19 protein-coding genes are annotated in these 15,231 nt (G+C 65.6%); 8 read left to right on the top strand and 11 right to left on the bottom strand.

Annotated elements, in window-relative coordinates; all coding sequences use genetic code 11:
* The first annotated feature begins 70 nt into the window (after positions 1-70).
* Both WOC76_RS09420 and WOC76_RS09425 read left to right on the top strand, forming a co-directional pair.
* Positions 71-1,180, top strand: a complete 1,110-nt coding sequence (locus tag WOC76_RS09420; RefSeq protein WP_341107346.1) for a calcium:proton antiporter — start codon at positions 71-73, stop codon at positions 1,178-1,180.
* A 14-nt stretch (positions 1,181-1,194) separates the two neighbouring features.
* Positions 1,195-1,836 (top strand): glutathione S-transferase family protein, encoded by a 642-nt coding sequence (locus WOC76_RS09425; protein WP_341388093.1) that lies wholly within the window; start codon positions 1,195-1,197, stop codon positions 1,834-1,836.
* Between the two features lie 15 nt (positions 1,837-1,851).
* On the opposite strand, the gene ung is transcribed toward WOC76_RS09425, so the two are convergent.
* From ung to tolQ, 5 genes are read right to left on the bottom strand one after another with little or no spacing between them, the layout of a single operon-like run.
* A complete protein-coding gene (gene ung, locus WOC76_RS09430; RefSeq protein WP_341107342.1) occupies positions 1,852-2,520 on the bottom strand; it encodes a uracil-DNA glycosylase in 669 nt (222 codons plus the stop codon).
* Positions 2,521-2,569: 49 nt separating this feature from the next.
* Entirely contained in the window at positions 2,570-3,865 is a 1,296-nt protein-coding gene (tolB, locus tag WOC76_RS09435; protein WP_341107340.1) for a Tol-Pal system beta propeller repeat protein TolB, read from the bottom strand.
* 59 nt (positions 3,866-3,924) lie between these two features.
* Positions 3,925-5,118, bottom strand: a complete 1,194-nt coding sequence (locus tag WOC76_RS09440; protein WP_341107339.1) for a cell envelope biogenesis protein TolA — start codon at positions 5,116-5,118, stop codon at positions 3,925-3,927.
* A gap of 10 nt (positions 5,119-5,128) precedes the next feature.
* Positions 5,129-5,578, bottom strand: coding sequence for an ExbD/TolR family protein (locus WOC76_RS09445; protein WP_341107338.1), 450 nt, complete (start codon positions 5,576-5,578; stop codon positions 5,129-5,131).
* A 2-nt stretch (positions 5,579-5,580) separates the two neighbouring features.
* Entirely contained in the window at positions 5,581-6,327 is a 747-nt protein-coding gene (gene tolQ / locus WOC76_RS09450) for a protein TolQ (protein ID WP_341107336.1), read from the bottom strand.
* A gap of 229 nt (positions 6,328-6,556) precedes the next feature.
* On the opposite strand from tolQ, the gene WOC76_RS09455 reads away from it, so the two are divergent.
* The gene (locus tag WOC76_RS09455; protein ID WP_341107334.1) at positions 6,557-7,528 is read left to right on the top strand and encodes a PstS family phosphate ABC transporter substrate-binding protein; all 972 of its coding nucleotides are present in this window, start codon (positions 6,557-6,559) and stop codon (positions 7,526-7,528) included.
* A gap of 36 nt (positions 7,529-7,564) precedes the next feature.
* On the opposite strand, the gene ybgC is transcribed toward WOC76_RS09455, so the two are convergent.
* On the bottom strand, positions 7,565-7,981 hold the full coding sequence (gene ybgC, locus WOC76_RS09460) for a tol-pal system-associated acyl-CoA thioesterase (protein WP_341107333.1): 417 nt from the start codon (positions 7,979-7,981) through the stop codon (positions 7,565-7,567).
* Positions 7,982-9,019: a Holliday junction branch migration DNA helicase RuvB gene (gene ruvB / locus WOC76_RS09465; protein ID WP_341388101.1), complete on the bottom strand. Its 1,038-nt coding sequence runs from the start codon at positions 9,017-9,019 to the stop codon at positions 7,982-7,984.
* Between the two features lie 60 nt (positions 9,020-9,079).
* Here ruvB and WOC76_RS09470 point away from each other — a divergent pair, with 60 nt between their 5' ends.
* Positions 9,080-9,664 carry a Uma2 family endonuclease gene (locus tag WOC76_RS09470; RefSeq protein ID WP_341388102.1) on the top strand — a complete coding sequence of 195 codons (585 nt, stop codon included), beginning with the start codon at positions 9,080-9,082 and terminating at the stop codon, positions 9,662-9,664.
* Here the strand turns inward: WOC76_RS09470 and WOC76_RS09475 are convergent.
* The 3 genes from WOC76_RS09475 to ruvC all read right to left on the bottom strand — a co-directional run bounded on the left by WOC76_RS09475 (position 9,640) and on the right by ruvC (position 11,443).
* The gene (locus WOC76_RS09475; RefSeq protein ID WP_341431387.1) at positions 9,640-10,236 is read right to left on the bottom strand and encodes a methyltransferase family protein; all 597 of its coding nucleotides are present in this window, start codon (positions 10,234-10,236) and stop codon (positions 9,640-9,642) included. The genes WOC76_RS09470 and WOC76_RS09475 overlap by 25 nt on opposite strands.
* An 86-nt stretch (positions 10,237-10,322) precedes the next feature.
* Positions 10,323-10,940 carry a Holliday junction branch migration protein RuvA gene (gene ruvA, locus WOC76_RS09480; protein WP_341388108.1) on the bottom strand — a complete coding sequence of 206 codons (618 nt, stop codon included), beginning with the start codon at positions 10,938-10,940 and terminating at the stop codon, positions 10,323-10,325.
* Positions 10,937-11,443, bottom strand: coding sequence for a crossover junction endodeoxyribonuclease RuvC (gene ruvC / locus WOC76_RS09485; protein ID WP_341107327.1), 507 nt, complete (start codon positions 11,441-11,443; stop codon positions 10,937-10,939). Before ruvC ends, ruvA begins: the two co-directional genes overlap by 4 nt.
* Positions 11,444-11,578: 135 nt before the next feature.
* On the opposite strand from ruvC, the gene WOC76_RS09490 reads away from it, so the two are divergent.
* A complete protein-coding gene (locus WOC76_RS09490; protein ID WP_341107325.1) occupies positions 11,579-11,857 on the top strand; it encodes a hypothetical protein in 279 nt (92 codons plus the stop codon).
* Here the strand turns inward: WOC76_RS09490 and WOC76_RS09495 are convergent.
* Positions 11,848-12,297 carry an iron-sulfur cluster assembly scaffold protein gene (locus WOC76_RS09495; RefSeq protein ID WP_341107323.1) on the bottom strand — a complete coding sequence of 150 codons (450 nt, stop codon included), beginning with the start codon at positions 12,295-12,297 and terminating at the stop codon, positions 11,848-11,850. The genes WOC76_RS09490 and WOC76_RS09495 overlap by 10 nt on opposite strands.
* 257 nt (positions 12,298-12,554) lie before the next feature.
* Here WOC76_RS09495 and folE point away from each other — a divergent pair, with 257 nt between their 5' ends.
* From folE to WOC76_RS09510, 3 genes are all read left to right on the top strand, one after another.
* Entirely contained in the window at positions 12,555-13,253 is a 699-nt protein-coding gene (gene folE / locus WOC76_RS09500; protein ID WP_341107322.1) for a GTP cyclohydrolase I FolE, read from the top strand.
* The gene (hisI, locus tag WOC76_RS09505; RefSeq protein ID WP_341107320.1) at positions 13,253-13,636 is read left to right on the top strand and encodes a phosphoribosyl-AMP cyclohydrolase; all 384 of its coding nucleotides are present in this window, start codon (positions 13,253-13,255) and stop codon (positions 13,634-13,636) included. Before folE ends, hisI begins: the two co-directional genes overlap by 1 nt.
* 557 nt (positions 13,637-14,193) lie before the next feature.
* Complete coding sequence (locus WOC76_RS09510; RefSeq protein WP_341107318.1) at positions 14,194-15,192, top strand: patatin-like phospholipase family protein; 999 nt, start codon at positions 14,194-14,196, stop codon at positions 15,190-15,192.
* Positions 15,193-15,231: the final 39 nt, after the last annotated feature.

Raw genomic sequence — 15,231 nt, forward strand, 5'->3', positions numbered from 1 at the left:
ACGCTTGCGCTGCGGCGGCGCGGAGGCCAAAGTCGGCGCGCGACGGGCTCGGCGCAAAATCGGAGAAACAATGGTTGGGGTTGGCGTTACGATGGGCAGCGTCGTCTTTCCGGCGCTGGCGCTCGTCTATGCGGCGGTTTTTGCGGCCACCGAGGGCTGGATTGAGAATTTTCACCCGTCCATGGCCTTTGTCGTGCCGCTGACGGCGGCCGTGCTCGTCGTCGGCTCGGTCTTCGCGGCGCTTCGGCACGCCGAGCTCTTGAGCGCCAGATTGGGGGAGCCGCTGGGCACGCTGGCGCTGACCATTTCGGTCACGATCATCGAGGTCGCCATCATGACGTCGATGATCGCGCATGGGGCGGACGATCCGACGGAGGCGCGCGAGGCGGTCTTTTCGGCGATCATGATCGTCTGCAACGGCCTCGTCGGGGCGTGCCTGCTGCTCGGGGGTTTCCGGCACGGGGAGCAGGAGCTTCAGCCCATGGGCGCGAGCGCCTATCTCGCAGTGCTGATCGCGCTCTCGTTGCTGACGCTCATCATCCCGAATTACACCACTTCGTCCTATGGTCCGACGCTCTCGCCCGCGCAGCTCGTCTTCGTCAGCGTGCTGTCGATCCTGCTCTATTGCGCCTTTCTCTTCATCCAGACCATCCGGCACCGCTCCTATTTCATCGACGCCCATATTGCGGCGCTGGGAATTGAAGGCCACAGGCCGACGCCCGTCATCACCACCTATGCCGTGATCGGACTCGCCGCGAGCCTCCTCGGCGTCTCGCTTCTGGCGCAGCGGGTCATTCCGGCTCTCGAGGAGGCTGTGGCCTGGGCGGGCATCGCGGAGGTCAATCCCGTAACAGGCGGCTGCGTGGCCTTGCTGGTTCTGCTTCCCGAGTCGCTGAACTCCATGCGCGCCGCCCATCGCAACGCGCTGCAATCGAGCCTCAACGGCGCGCTCGGCTCCGTCGTCTCCACCATCGGCCTGACGGTTCCGACAGTGGCGTTGATGAGTCTCGCGACAGGCCGAGAGATCGTTTTCGGCCTCGGTCATCGAGACGCCGTCATGCTGGGCCTGACGCTGCTGCTGAGCGTCGTGAGCTTCGGCTCGGGCCGCACCAACGCCTTCACCGGCCTTGTGCATCTCGTGGTCTTCGCCACATATGCGTTCTTCCTGTTCTTCCCGTAGCCGAGGGGCCGCCGATGAGCGAGAGCAATCTGATTTTCTACCACTCCCCGCAGACGCGCTCTTCCGCCGTGCTGATCCTGCTCGAGGAGCTCGATGCGCCCTACGCGTTGCGCGACGTGAATTTCAAGACGGGCGCGCAGCGCCAGCCGGATTATCTCGCGGTCAATCCGCTCGGCAAGGTCCCGGCCATCGTGCACGACGGCGCCCTGGTGACGGAGCTTGCTGCCATTTTCATCTATCTCGCCGACGCCTTCCCACAAAAGAAGCTCGCGCCCGAGATCGGCGATCCACTGCGTGGTCCCTATCTGCGCTGGCTCGTCTTTTACGGATCGGCCTTCGAGCCGGCGGTGATGGACCGCTACAGCAAGCATGAGCCGCCGAGGAGCATGAGCCCCTATGGCGATTTCGACGGCGTCATGGCGCTGATCGACGATCAGCTCGCGAAGGGGCTTTATCTCCTGGGCGCGCGCTTCACCGCGGCCGACATTCTGTGGGCGACCGCGTTGCGCTGGACCACGGGCTTCGGCCTCGTGCCCTCGACGCCGAGGATCGCAGCCTATATCGAGCGCGTGGCGTCGCGGCCGGCTTTCGCGCGGGTGGCTGAGACCGATTCGCAATTGCTGAAAATTCACGAGGCCGCGGCGGCGAAAGGCTGAGCGCGGACGAGCGCGCTACCACTCGATCGGCGTCTTGCCCTGGGCGATGAGCCAGTCGTTCGCCTTCGAGAAATGCCTGCACCCGAAGAACCCGTTGTGCGCGGAGAGTGGCGACGGGTGAGCGCATTCGAGCACGAGATGTTTTGTGCGGTCGATGCCGGCGCCCTTGCGGCGCGCGTATGAGCCCCAGAGCATGAAGACGAGGCCCTCGCGCTCGCGCGCGAGCGCGTGGACGGCGGCGTCTGTGAAGCGCTCCCATCCCTTGTTTTGATGCGAGCCCGCCTGCGCCGCGCGCACGGTGAGCGTGGCGTTGAGCAGCAGCACGCCCTGCTTCGCCCAGCGCGACAGGTCCGGGTTGCGGGACACGGGATGGCCGAGATCGGCCTCGATCTCCTTGAAGATGTTTTGCAGCGACGGCGGCGGCGCCACGCCCGCGCCGACCGCGAAGCAAAGGCCGTTCGCCTGTCCGGGACCGTGATAGGGGTCCTGGCCGAGAATGACGACCTTCGCCGCCTCGAAGGGACATTCGTCGAAAGCGCGAAAGATCTGCGCCGCCGGCGGGAAGACGGCGCCGGAGGCGTATTCTCCGCGAATGAATTCGCGCAACTCCGCAAAGTACGGCTGCTCGAATTCGCGGGCGAGATGCTTCTTCCAGCTTTCCTCAATGCGAACGGGCCTGGTCATGCCGAGAGGTGTATCACGCGCGCCTCGCCGCCGTCATGACCGGCGCCCCTCAATCCTGCAACGGCCCCCAGGCCGGATCGCTGGCGTAGCTCGGGGTCGGCACCTGCGTCTCCGAGCGGCCGAAAACGTCCACCATGAAGATTTTCGGCCCGCCGCCGCCGCCGCTATCGCGGAAGAACATCAGAAACAGGCCATTGGGCGCCCAGGTGGGGCCTTCATTGTGGAAGCCTTCGGTGAGGATGCGCTCGCCGGAGCCGTCCGTCTTCATCACGCCGATCGCGAAATTGCCGCCGTTCTGCTTGGTGAAGGCGATATAGTCGCCCTTGGGCGACCAGACCGGCGTCGAGTAGCGGCCGCCGCCGAAGGAGATGCGCTTGGCGTCGCCGCCATGCGCGCTCATCACATAGATCTGCTGCGAGCCGCCGCGGTCGCTCTCGAAACAGATGCGCGATCCGTCCGGCGAATAGGAGGGCGCGGTGTCGATGGCGCTGGTGTCGGTCAGCCGCGTCGTGGTGCGCGAGCGCAGATCCATCGTGTAGAGATTGGTCGAGGAGCCTTCCGACAACGACATGATAATCTTCTGCCCGTCGGGCGAGAAGCGCGGCGAAAAGGTCATGCCGGGGAAGTTGCCGACGACCTCGCGCTGGCTGTTCTCGATGTTCATGAGAAGAACCTTCGGCTCGCCGTCGTCGTTGAGCGCCATATAGGTCACGTCGAGCGAGGAGGGTGAGAAACGCGGCGTCACCACGAGTTCGTCCCCGCGCGTCAGATAGCGAACATTGGCGCCGTCCTGATCCATCATGGCGAGGCGCTTGCGCCGCCTGTCTTTTGTGCCGGTCTCGTCGACGAAGACGATGCGCGTGTCGAAGAAGCCCTTTTCGCCCGTGATGCGGCTGAAGACCGCGTCCGAGAGAAGATGCGCGACGCGGCGCATATTGGCGGCCTCGGTGACATATTGCTGGCCCGCTACCTGCTCGCCGGTCGTCACGTCGAAGAGACGAAACTCCGTCTTCAGCCGCCCGTCGCCCGCGCGCACCGAGCGCCCGGTGAGGACGAATTGCGCATTCGCGGCCCGGTAGGCGGAAATGTCCGGTTGATCGGGCGAACCTGGCGCGACAGAAGACTCGACCGGCCGCAGGAAGACCGACCGCTTGAAATTATTGAGCGTGACCGAGGTGACGGCGCGCGCGGCCTCATCGCCGACGAATGGCGCGACGGCGATGTTGGTCGGCTGAAAGCCGCCGCCCTTCAGGTCGATGATGCGGCCGGCGCGCGCAGGCGCGAAAGGCGCGAGCGCGGCGGAGGCGATGAGACCCGCGGCGGCGCGGCGTGTGATGAGTGTCATGTCAGGCGTCTCGTTCGATTGTCGCTTTTCGCACCCAGGAGAGGCGCTCTCGGGCGCCATCAGTTGGCGTCCTGAAAGCGGATGGTTACGTCATGCAGCGCTTCTTCGTAATAAGGCATGAATTCGGGAGGGATGCGCATGGGGCTGCACCGGCGCACCGCCTGCACGGCCTGTTCGCCGCGGGCCTGCTCGACCGGATTGCCAGAGGGATTGAGCAAGCGCGGGCGGCCTTCGAGCTGGCCCTCGCGGCTGAGGTGAAACTCCACCACGGGCGCGAAAGTCTGCCCGCCGAGCGTCAGCGCCGAGGCCCAGCAGGGGTGATAGTGATCGTGGATGTAGGCGGCGATGCGCGCCTCCATCGTGGCCGACATTTTCGGCGCCGAGCCCTCGGGCGCCCCCAGCGACGCCGTGCGGAGCTGGTCGCCCGTCGCCGCGCGGCGCTGCGGCGCCTCCTTGCTCAAAAGCTTGGAGATGCTCGCGGCGTCGAATTTCGACTTCGGGGCGCTCTCGTCGCCCGACTTCGGCTTGGCGCCCTTGATGCTTTTCTCCGCCGTTTCGCCTTCGCTGTTCTCGGGCTTCGCGGGTTTTTCCTCCGCCTTCTTGCTATCGAGGAGCTTCGCGACCTCGTCGGGCTTGAGGCGCTCCTTCGGCTTTTCTGGCTTCGGCGTCTCCTTCGCCTCGGTCTCTTTCACTTTCTCGGGCTTGGGGCGCACGGGCGGCTTGGGCTTGACGACCTCCGCTTCCTTGGGCTCGTCCTGCTCCTTTTCCTCGGGCGCGGCAGCCTTCGGCTTTGCGGGCGGCGTCGGGGCGGGTTTCGCCTCGACGGGCTTGGGCGGCTCCGGCTTCTTCTCGGGCTGCGGCCGCGTGGGCGGCTCGGGCGCCGGGGGCAGGGCGGCGACGCGCTTGGGCGGAACCGGCTCCGGCCTGTCGTCGGCGCCGGGGTCGGGCTGGCGCTTGAGCGGCGGGGGAGGGGTGGGCGTGTCCTTCTTCGCTTCGGCGAGCGGCGGTTCGGGCTTCGTCTCGCTTTGCGGGGCGACCTTGTCCACGCGCTGTGAGGGCTTCAGGTCGCGCGCGGATTTTTCGCCTTTGGCGACCTGATTGAGCGCGTCGCCGGTGACGACCTCGATCGGGATCATCTCCTGCGCGTCGTCAAATTTCTTCGTATCCGAGAACAGGACGAGCGCCGCCAGCAACAGCCCCGCATGGGCCGCGGAAGAGATGACGACGCCAGGCTCGGAGCGCGAAACCCTCACCTTCGCAGACTCACTTCTTCTCCTGCTCGGTCACCAGGGCGACCTTCTTGTATCCTGCGGTGGTGACGAGGGACATGACCTCCGCCACGCGGCCGTAGTTCACCGCCTTGGAGCCGCGCACGTAAATGCGCTCGTCGAAGCCCTGCTTGACGGTGTCCTTGAGCCTGTCGAGAAGCTGCTCCGCCTCGACCGGCTGATCCATGAGGAAGATCTGGCCCTTGTCGTCGATGGCGATCGAGACCGGCTTCTGGTCGATGTTGAGCTGGCCGGCCTTGGTCTGCGGCAGATCGACGGCGACGCCGGTCGCGAGCAGGGGCGCCGCGACCATGAAGATGATGAGCAGCACCAGCATGACGTCGATGAACGGCGTCATGTTGATTTCGGCCATGGCGCCATAACGCGGCACGCCGCGCCGGCGCCGGCCGCCCTTGCGTCCGGGGCTGGAAATCGACGCGCCCATGGTCAGGCCGCCCGGTCGCGGTTCGAGGCCGCGTGCTGGTCGATCTGGCGCGAGAGAATGGCCGAGAATTCGTCGGCGAAGCTCTCCATGCGCGCCTGCGCCCTGGCCACGTCGCCCTGCATCTTGTTGTAGGCGATGAGCGCCGGAATGGCCGCGAACAGGCCGATGGCGGTGGCGAGCAGCGCCTCGGCGATGCCGGGCGCGACGACCGCGAGCGAGGTGTTCTTGGAGGCGGCGATGGAGCGGAAGGAGGTCATGATGCCCCAGACCGTGCCGAAGAGGCCGACGAAGGGACCCGCCGAGGCGACCGTGGCGAGCACCAGAAGATTTGATTCGAGCTTCTCGACCTCGCGCGCGATGGAGACGTCCAGCACCTTCTCGATGCGCGCCTGAAGGCCCATGAAGCTGGCGCTGGCGCCTGTCTGAAACGAGCGTTTCCATTCCTTCATGGCGGCGACGAAGAGGGTCGCCATGCCCGAGGTCGGCCGCTCGGACAGCTTGCCGTAGAGCTCTTCGAGGGAATTGCCGGACCAGAAATTCTCCTCGAAACGATCCATGGCGCGCCGGACGCGCGTGAAGAGCAGCGTCTTGTCGATGATGATGGCCCAGCACCACACCGAGGCCAGCAGCAGCCCGACCATCACGAATTTCACGACGATGTGCGCGCCCCAGAACATCGTCCAGATGGTGATCTCGGCGGCGGGAGCGGCCCCGGCGGCGGCGGTCGCGGCGATGTCGGCTGGATTCATGATTTGTCCTTGAAGCGGTATCCGGCGCGCTTTTCCTTGAAAGCGCGTCCATATTGCCCGCAATTTCGCCCTTTCTGGGGCTCGGTTGCGCCGCACAAGGATGACCTATCCCCGAAGCGTTAACAAGCCGTAAGGGTTAAGGCGTCGTTTCCAGACGAGGCGGTGTCATCTGATTGTCAGCTTGTTTCTGGATCATGACAGTAGAATCCTCCGTGTCCCCGAGCCCCTCATGCGACGCTTCTTCGCGACGGTCTTCGCCTTTTGCGCGTTGACCCTTCCCGCCGTCTCCTTCGATCTCGAGCTTTCGCCCTACAGGCCGGTCGGGGCTCTGTCCGGTAGGCTGAAATCGGTCGGCTCGGATACGCTTCTGCGCGAGATGGAGCTATGGGCCGAGGGCTTCAAATCCATCTATCCCGGCGTAACCGTGGAGATCGAAGGCAAGGGCTCCAACACGGCGCCGCCCGCTCTGCTCTCCGGGGAGTCGCAGCTCGCGCCCATGTCCCGCCAGATGACCCCGGACGAGGTCGCGGCGTTCGAGACGGCGCGCGGCTATCGGCCGGCGGGCGTTCTCGTCGCGGTGGACGCGCTTGCGATCTACGTTCACAAGGACAATCCCATCCAGTGCCTCACGCTGGAGCAACTCGACCGGATTTTCGCCGAGAACCCCAAAAGCGCCGGCGGCAAGAGCGCGCGGCTTTGGGGCGATGTGGGGGCGACCGGCGAATGGGCCGCCAAGCCGATCACGCTCTATGGCCGCAATACGCTCTCCGGAACGAATAAATTCTTCAAACAGAACGTGCTCGGCGGCGGCGATTTCAAGGACGCCGTCCAACAGCAGCCGGGCTCGGAAGCGGTGGTCGGGGCGGTTGCGGGGGATCAGGGCGCCATCGGCTATTCGGGGATCGGCTACAAGACCGACGGGGTGCGCGCCGTACCGGTCGCCGCGACCGCCGGCAAAAAGTGCTTCGACACCTCCTTCGAGAGCGCCTACACGCGGAAATATCCCCTCGCCAGGGGTCTTTATGTCTATGTTCTGAAAGATCCGAAATCGCCGCTGGACACGCTGTCCGGCGAATTTGTGAAATATGTTCTGTCGCGCGACGGTCAGGCGCAGGCGAAAAAGGGCGGCTATTACCCGATCACGCGAAATATCCGCGAGCATGAACTGACCCGTCTCGGGCTGCTCGCATCGGCGGAATGAGCGGCCGAGGCGATGGCCCGACGGGCCAGCCTCGTCTCAATGCGGGGGCCGCAGCGCCTCGAACTTCGCCCGCACGTCCGCGGGCAGCCGTTTCGCCCGTCCCTCCTCGACGCAGACGACCTTCACGGTCGCCGTCACCAGCGTCTCGTCGCCGCGAAGCACGCGCTGGTCGAGTATCAGCGAGGCGGCGCCGAGTTCGAGGGGCGCCGTCTGCACGCTCAAAAGATCGTCCATGAGCGCGGGCTTGCGGAAGTCGATCTCCATGGCTCGAACCACGAAGAAAATCGGCGCGCCCGCCGCGCCCTCGAGCAAGGGGCGCTGATCGAGCCCGATCGAGCGCAACAGCTCGGTGCGCCCGCGCTCCATGAAGCGGATGTAGGACGTATGATAGACGAGGCCGGAGGCGTCCGTGTCCTCCCAATAGACCCGGATGGGGAGCGTGTGAGCGTTCATTTATTCCTCGTCTACAAACAACCCGAACTGCCCGCCCGGCCTCGACGGCTCCGCGAGCCCCAGATGGCGGAAGGCGTGGGGCGTCAGCAGGCGGCCGCGCGGCGTGCGCTGGAGGAAGCCTTGCTGGAGCAGATAGGGTTCGATGATGTCCTCGATGGCGTCGCGCGGCTCGGAAAGGGCGGCGGCGATGGTCTCGATCCCGACCGGCCCGCCCCCGAAATTGATCGCCACCATGTCGAGATAGCGCCGGTCCATGATGTCCAGCCCGATCGAATCCACGTCGAGCAGCGACAGAGACCGGTCGGCCAGCTCCCGCGTAATTGTTGCTAACCCCTCGACGACGGCGAAGTCCCGCACGCGCCGCAGCAGGCGGCCGGCGATGCGTGGCGTGCCGCGCGACCGCCGCGCGATCTCGCGCGCGCCCTCGTCGCTCATGCCGACGCCGATGACCCGCGCGCCGCGCTTGATGATCAGCTCCAGCTCCTGGGCCGTGTAGAAATTCAGCCGCACAGGGATGCCGAAGCGGTCGCGCAGCGGCGTCGTCAGCAGGCCCGCGCGCGTCGTCGCGCCGACGAGGGTGAATTTCGCAAGGTCGATCTTTACCGAGCGGGCCGCCGGCCCCTCGCCGATGATGAGGTCGAGTTGGAAATCCTCCATCGCGGGATAGAGAATTTCCTCCACCGCCGGATTGAGCCGGTGAATTTCGTCGATGAAGAGCACGTCGCGCGGCTCGAGATTGGTGAGCTGCGCCGCGAGATCGCCGGCCTTGGCGATCACCGGCCCCGAGGTGGAGCGGAAATTGACGCCGAGCTCGCGGGCGACGATCTGCGCCAGCGTGGTCTTGCCGAGGCCGGGAGGGCCGACGAGCAGCACATGGTCGAGCGCGTCGCCACGCGTCTTGGCGGCCTCGATGAAGACCTTGAGATTGGCGCGCGCCGCCTCCTGGCCGGTGAAATCGGCGAGCGTCAGGGGACGCAGGCTCGCATCCGCGTCGTCGTCGCGCTGCTCTGGGCTGACAAGCCGGGCAGGGGTGGTCAAGGATCGCTCCCATGCGCCGGCGCGCGCGCTATGCTGATCTTCGCCAAACGGAGCCGCGCCGTGAATCGCCCGTCCTCGCAATACGAGTATATGTCCCTCGACGATTTCGAGGAACTTCTCGCCGACAAGCCCGCCGACGAGAAATGGGAGCTGATCGGCGGCCGCGTCGTGCGGATGATGGTCGGCGCGCGCTGGGAGCACAATTACATCATCCAGAATCTCGCCGGCGGCCTGCGGGAGCGCCTGAGGGCAAGCGGCTCCCCCTGCCGGACGCTCGTTGAATCGTTCCGGCTGCGGAGTGTGGAGAGCGACTCCTCCACGCTTCCCGACATCATCGTCCACTGTCGCGCCCTGGAGCCGGGAGCGGCCTATCTAACCGAGCCGACCGCCCTCGTCGAAGTCATGTCGGAAGGCAGCAAGGCGCGCGACCGCTTCGAAGAATGGGCTGTTTACCAGCGTCTGCCGAGCCTTCGGCACTACGTGCTCGTGGAGCGTGACAGGGCGCATATCGAGGCGTTCGACCGGGTCGGGGCGGATTGGGCGGGCGTGCGCATCCTCGACGGGCTCGGTCAGTCGCTCGCGCTTCCTGCCATCGGCGTGTCCATCCCCTTGGCTGAAATTTACCGCGACGTCCTTACCGGCTGAGCCCGCCGCCCCAACCAGCGGTTCACCCGTGCGCAATAATTGGCGAATTCGTCCGGGTGCCGGGCGCGTAGCGCCGCTTCCTCATTGGGGACGATGAGTCTGTCCATGCCCCAGTAATGGCCGTAGAGCAGCGCCGCCACCGTCATGAGAAGCGTCAGCGCGCAGGGCGCTTCGCTCGTGAGGCAGACGCCGATCAATCCGAGCGACCAGGCGAGGCTCTGGAGAAGGGAAACCACATAGACCGGGTTTCGGGAGAAGGCATAGACGCCGCTGGTGACGAGCGTTTCGGAGCCGACGAACTGCCGCGCGTCGCCGCCCCTTTTTTCAAGATAGACGACCAGGCCAAGCTTCAAGGCCAGCAACAGCCCATAGACCGCGCCAGCGACAAGGACGGCGCGCGCGCCTTGTGGGGTCGGGGCGCTCAGGTGCAAAAGCAGCAGCGTCGCCGCGGCGTAAGCCGAGGTCGCGGCGAGATCCACGAGAAAAATGCGGGAGAACTGCAAATCTTGCCGGAGCCGCCGGACAGCCAGCGCCAGAAACGGAACGCGCCCCTTGGCCTGTGCCACGCTCATGCGGATCCCCGAGTTCAGCCGGCGCGGTTTTGCGCCGCGTTAACCCACTCTTATTGTCGACAAGACTTTACCTTTGCCTTAACGCGCTATTTGGCCAGCTCCTTCAGCCCCTGGCGGATGAGCGCGCCCGTCTCGGCGCCTTCGCCGAGCAGTTTCACGCTGGCCGCAACGGCCACGGCCGCCTGCGGCCGGCCATAGCCGAGATTGACGAGCGCCGAGATGGCGTCTCGCACGGCCGAGGGCGCGTTCTGGTCCTCGTCGCCGCCCGAAAGTTTGGCGACGACCGGATCAACGGAGCCGAAGGCGGGGGCCTTGTCCTTCAGCTCCGCGACGATGCGCGCGGCGAGCTTCGGCCCGACGCCCGGCGCCCGCGCGACCATCGCCTTGTCCTGCGTGGCGATGGCCGAGCCGAGTTCGGCGGCCGAGAGGATGGAGAGAATGCCGAGCGCCACCTTGGCGCCGACGCCCTGGACGGTTTGCAGCAGGCGGAACCAGTCGCGTTCGGCCTCGCCCTGGAAGCCGAAAAGCTTGATCGAATCCTCGCGCACCTGCGTCTCTATGGCGAGCGCCGCCGCCTCGCCGGGGCGGGGGAGCTTTTGCAGCGTCCTTCCCGAGCAATGCACGACATAGCCAACGCCATTCACGTCGAGGATGACGAAATCCTCGCCATAGCTGTCGACGAGGCCCTTGAGCTTGCCGATCATAGGGCCGCCCTCAGCGCGCGGGCGCCGCGGTGCTGCGCATGGCAGATCGCGACCGCCAGCGCATCCGCCGCGTCGGCGGAGGCCGCCTGACTAGCGGGCAGAAGCACACGCACCATCATCTGGATTTGCGCCTTCTCCGCGTGGCCGGCGCCCACGACGGTCTTTTTCACGAGATTGGCGGCGTATTCCGCGATCTCGATCCCTGCGAGCGCCGGCGCCATCAGCGCAACGCCACGCGCCTGGCCGAGTTTGAGGGTCGATTGCGGGTCGCGATTGACGAAGGTCTCCTCCACCGCCGCCTCATGTGGCGCATGATCCGCGATGACCTGCATAAGTCCCTCGTGCAGCTGACGAAGCCGGTTGCCCATGTCGAGCGACGCGTCCGACCGCACGCGGCCGCAGGCGACGAAGGACAGGCGGGAGCCTTGGGACTCGATGACGCCCCAGCCGGTGTTTCTGAGGCCGGGGTCGATGCCGAGGATGCGAATCGGAGGAGCGGGCATGATCGAACATAACCAAAACATCGAGGCGCAGGCTAGGACCGCAGGGAGGACAGAGACGAGCGGTTGAAACGCGTTGACGTTCGAGCCAGAGCTTTGCTTTAATCGGGCTGGATTACTCGCGAAGAGGGGGGATGCATGAGCTATGTGATCGCCAGCGCCGATGGAGTGGCTGTTATCGTCGACGTCGACGGCAACGTCGCGACGATCGACAGTACATTCGGACCGCCCGACGTCTTTGGGAAACTTGAGCCGAAGCCGGTGTTACCGATCAGCATCGCCGCTTCGGCGGGCGGCGGCGTCGAAACCTGCGTCGTGGTCGATGCAGTGGGAAACTGTTGGCGCGGCCCGATCAGGCGTGAGGCTGGACGAAGCTTTTCCCACATCGGGAAATTGCCCGAGCGAAGTCAGTCCTGAGATCGCATTGCATCTTCGGGGTCGACCTTTCTCAAGGCCTCCACCACCGCGTCGAACGCCAGCATCGTTGACCCGTGCCGCGCCTTGTAGTCGCGAACGGGCTCCAGCACGGCGAGGTCGGCCCATTTGCCTTTCGGCGGCGGGCCGTTCTCCTTCAGCATTCGACGCAGCGCCTCGCGGGCCTCGCGCAGCTCCTGGGGGGTCGAGCCCACCACATTGCGGGCCATGATCGAGGCCGAGGCCTGGCCGAGGGCGCAGGCTTTCAGCTCGTGGGCGTAATCCGCGACTTTCCCGTCGCGGAGGTCGAGATCGACCGTGATGGTCGAGCCGCAAAGCTTGGAATAGGCCTTGGCGGACGCATCCGGCTGCGCCAGGCGTCCGATACGCGGGATGTTTCCGGCCAGTTCGAGGATTCTGGCGTTATAGACCTTGTCGAGCATGTTCAGCGCGGTCTCGGCGCGGGGCTTACCTTCGCTCCCGCTCGCCTTTATATAGAGTCTCGAGGGCTGGCGCGAAAGCGGCGGTCCCGGCGCAACGCCGAGGCGCCGCAGGTTTCTGCAAGACTCAGGCGAAGTCTCGAATTTCGCGTCGTTTTCTCGCATACGAGGGGCGTGATTTGAGGTTCCGACCCATGCGTCTTGACCGCATGGGGGCAAGCGCCGCCCGTCCGCGGCGCGATTGTTCGAGGAGGCGCCACATGGATGACGTGGTTAAGACCTTTCCTGCCCGCCCCAGTTTCGAAGAAGACCGCTCCGAGCCCATGATGGACGCAACGCCTGCAACCGCCGAGCGCCCCGTGACGGCGCCCGTCGCGAAGACGCTCGAACGCCCCTCCCGCGCCGAGGCCGAGGCCGCCGTCCGCACCCTGCTGCGTTGGGCCGGAGACGATCCCGACCGCGAGGGCCTGCAAGAGACGCCGCGCCGCGTGGTGAAGGCCTATGAGGAGTTCTTCAAGGGGTATCAGGAGAATGCGGACGAGGTGCTGTCCCGCGTTTTCGAGGAGGTCGAGGGCTACGACGACCTCGTGCTCGTGCGCGACATCCCCTTCACCTCGCATTGCGAGCACCATGTCGTGCCCTTCGTCGGAAGGGCGCATATCGCCTATTATCCGACAGGCGGCGTCGTGGGCCTTTCCAAGCTCGCGCGTCTCGTCGATGTCTTCGCGCGTCGCCTGCAGACCCAGGAGGCGATGACGGCGCAGATCGCCGGCGAGATCGAGAAACATCTACACCCACGCGGCGTCGCCGTGCTGGTCGAGGCCGAGCATATGTGCATGTCGATGCGCGGCGTGCTGAAACAGGGATCGTCGACCGTGACCGTCCAGTTTTCGGGCGTCTTCCGGGACGATCCGGCCCAGCAGGCGCATTTCTACACGCTGTTGCGCGGGGCGCGCTGATGGACAAGGCGGCGCTGGAGGAGGGCGCGGAATTCGCCCCCCGCTTCGACGCGAACGGCCTTATTGTCTGCGTGACGGTCGAGGCCGCATCGCGCGAAATTCTGATGGTCGCCTATATGAACCAGCTCGCGCTGGACAAGACCATCGAGACCGGAGTCGCCCACTATTGGTCCCGTTCGCGTAACGCGCTCTGGCGCAAGGGCGACACATCCGGACAGGTCCAGCGCGTTCTGTCGCTCGCGGTCGATTGCGACCAGGACGCCATCATGCTGACGGTCGAGGCCGGCGGCGACGGCAAGGCGTGCCATACCGGCCGCAAATCCTGCTTCTACCGGCGGCTTACGACCGAAGACGGCGGCCGTCGGCTCGTATTCGGAAATTAGCGGGCGCGGGCAATGGCTCCCGTTCGGGGCCGAGCGCGTCACATATCGGTTTTCTATGCCGGCGCTGATCCTTTTCGGCCGCCGCGGGAGCTTCTTTCTGCTCCTTTTGCTGCTTCTTGCAGCTATGCGAGGCCTTCGCGCCGCGATGGACGCGGACCCAGGAATGCGCCTCGACGAGGACGGGAGCGAGTGCGAAGGCGGCCGGCGAGGTCGGCTAGAGCCAATCCAGTCATGCAACCCTCCAATCGAAACCACTGCGGCGCCTGAGCTGTCCAAAAACAAAGCCCCGCCTCCTCGGAAGAGGGAGCTGGTGGCCAAATTCGACCCGGCGGGCGATGCGCAGTGTGGCGACGAAGCAGCGAAGCGTGGCGGGTTCCGCATATTGGCGTTTTCGCTACGATCCCTAAATGGTTTTGCGGGAGAGTTTTTGGAAAGGCTGCCAATTAAGCCCCTCGCAAGGTCAAGATAACAATAACTTGAGGAAACCGCGGACGAATGTGATGCTATCGCTGCTACGACGCACCGACTCTTCGATCACCAGCGAGTCGCGGGACGCAATGAACGCAACGGAGACGCCGGAAGGGAAACCTCCGGCCGTTATAGAGCAGGACCGCGACCAGAGCGGGAAACCGCGGGGGCAGCCTTTGATCGGGCTTGCGCTCGGGGCCGGCGCGGCGCGCGGCTGGTCGCATATCGGCGTGTTGCGTGAACTGTCGGAGCAGGGCATTCATCCCGACATTGTCGCGGGAACGTCCATCGGCGCCGTGGTCGGCGGGTGCTATGCGGCAGGGAGGCTCGACCAGATCGAGACTTTCGCGCGGTCGCTCACGCGCCGTCGCGTCTTCACGCTGATGGACCTTTCTTTCTCGGGCGCGAGCCTCATCACGGGCGAGCGGTTGAGGGCGGCGCTGGAGCAGGAGCTGGACTCTCTCAACGTCGAGGACCTGCCGATCCCCTTCGCGGCTGTCGCGACCGAGGTGGGGACGGGCCACGAAGTGTGGCTGCAACGCGGCGGGCTCGCCCATGCGATCCGCGCGTCCTATGCGCTCCCCGGCATCTTCGAGCCCGTGCGCGTGGGCGACCGCTGGCTATTCGACGGGGCGCTGGTCAATCCCGTGCCGGTGACGGTCTGTCGCGCGCTCGGCGCCGAGTTCGTCATCGCGGTCAATGTGACGGCCGACACCATGTATCGGGCGCGCGTCATCCGCGACGATCCGGCGGCCGCCAAGCGCGCCGCCGAGGCCGGGCCTTTCGGCGAGAAGCCGGACATCTCCTTCGTGGATCGCATTCTCCCGCGTTATTTCGAGCGCCAGCCCGGTGACGCGCCGAATGTGGCGACGGCGATGATCGACGCCTTCAACATCATTCAGGATCGTATCCTGCGCTCGCGCCTCGCGGGCGACCCGCCGGACGCCACCATCACCGCGCGGATGGAAGATATCGGCATGTTCGATTTCCACAAGGCGGACCAGCTCATCAATGTCGGGCGCTCGGCCGCCAAGCGCGCTTTGCCGAATATCTTCGCCCATATTCCGATTCCCGGCGCGACCGTGTGACCACGGACGGCCGATCGCGCCGAAAGGGGCGCGACCGGA

Source organism: Methylocystis sp. IM3, assembly GCF_038070105.1.
GTDB lineage: Bacteria > Pseudomonadota > Alphaproteobacteria > Rhizobiales > Beijerinckiaceae > Methylocystis.

What these genes read in the sequence shown, in the direction of transcription:
- WOC76_RS09420 (WP_341107346.1), top strand. Translation starts at nt 71, where the DNA reads ATGGTTGGGGTTGGCGTTACGATGGGCAGCGTCGTCTTTCCGGCGCTG.
- WOC76_RS09425 (WP_341388093.1), top strand. Translation starts at nt 1,195, where the DNA reads ATGAGCGAGAGCAATCTGATTTTCTACCACTCCCCGCAGACGCGCTCT.
- ung (WP_341107342.1), bottom strand. Translation starts at nt 2,520, where the DNA reads ATGACCAGGCCCGTTCGCATTGAGGAAAGCTGGAAGAAGCATCTCGCC.
- tolB (WP_341107340.1), bottom strand. Translation starts at nt 3,865, where the DNA reads ATGACACTCATCACACGCCGCGCCGCCGCGGGTCTCATCGCCTCCGCC.
- WOC76_RS09445 (WP_341107338.1), bottom strand. Translation starts at nt 5,578, where the DNA reads ATGGGCGCGTCGATTTCCAGCCCCGGACGCAAGGGCGGCCGGCGCCGG.
- tolQ (WP_341107336.1), bottom strand. Translation starts at nt 6,327, where the DNA reads ATGAATCCAGCCGACATCGCCGCGACCGCCGCCGCCGGGGCCGCTCCC.
- WOC76_RS09455 (WP_341107334.1), top strand. Translation starts at nt 6,557, where the DNA reads ATGCGACGCTTCTTCGCGACGGTCTTCGCCTTTTGCGCGTTGACCCTT.
- ybgC (WP_341107333.1), bottom strand. Translation starts at nt 7,981, where the DNA reads ATGAACGCTCACACGCTCCCCATCCGGGTCTATTGGGAGGACACGGAC.
- WOC76_RS09475 (WP_341431387.1), bottom strand. Translation starts at nt 10,236, where the DNA reads ATGAGCGTGGCACAGGCCAAGGGGCGCGTTCCGTTTCTGGCGCTGGCT.
- ruvA (WP_341388108.1), bottom strand. Translation starts at nt 10,940, where the DNA reads ATGATCGGCAAGCTCAAGGGCCTCGTCGACAGCTATGGCGAGGATTTC.
- ruvC (WP_341107327.1), bottom strand. Translation starts at nt 11,443, where the DNA reads ATGCCCGCTCCTCCGATTCGCATCCTCGGCATCGACCCCGGCCTCAGA.
- WOC76_RS09490 (WP_341107325.1), top strand. Translation starts at nt 11,579, where the DNA reads ATGAGCTATGTGATCGCCAGCGCCGATGGAGTGGCTGTTATCGTCGAC.
- WOC76_RS09495 (WP_341107323.1), bottom strand. Translation starts at nt 12,297, where the DNA reads ATGCTCGACAAGGTCTATAACGCCAGAATCCTCGAACTGGCCGGAAAC.
- folE (WP_341107322.1), top strand. Translation starts at nt 12,555, where the DNA reads ATGGATGACGTGGTTAAGACCTTTCCTGCCCGCCCCAGTTTCGAAGAA.
- hisI (WP_341107320.1), top strand. Translation starts at nt 13,253, where the DNA reads ATGGACAAGGCGGCGCTGGAGGAGGGCGCGGAATTCGCCCCCCGCTTC.
- WOC76_RS09510 (WP_341107318.1), top strand. Translation starts at nt 14,194, where the DNA reads ATGAACGCAACGGAGACGCCGGAAGGGAAACCTCCGGCCGTTATAGAG.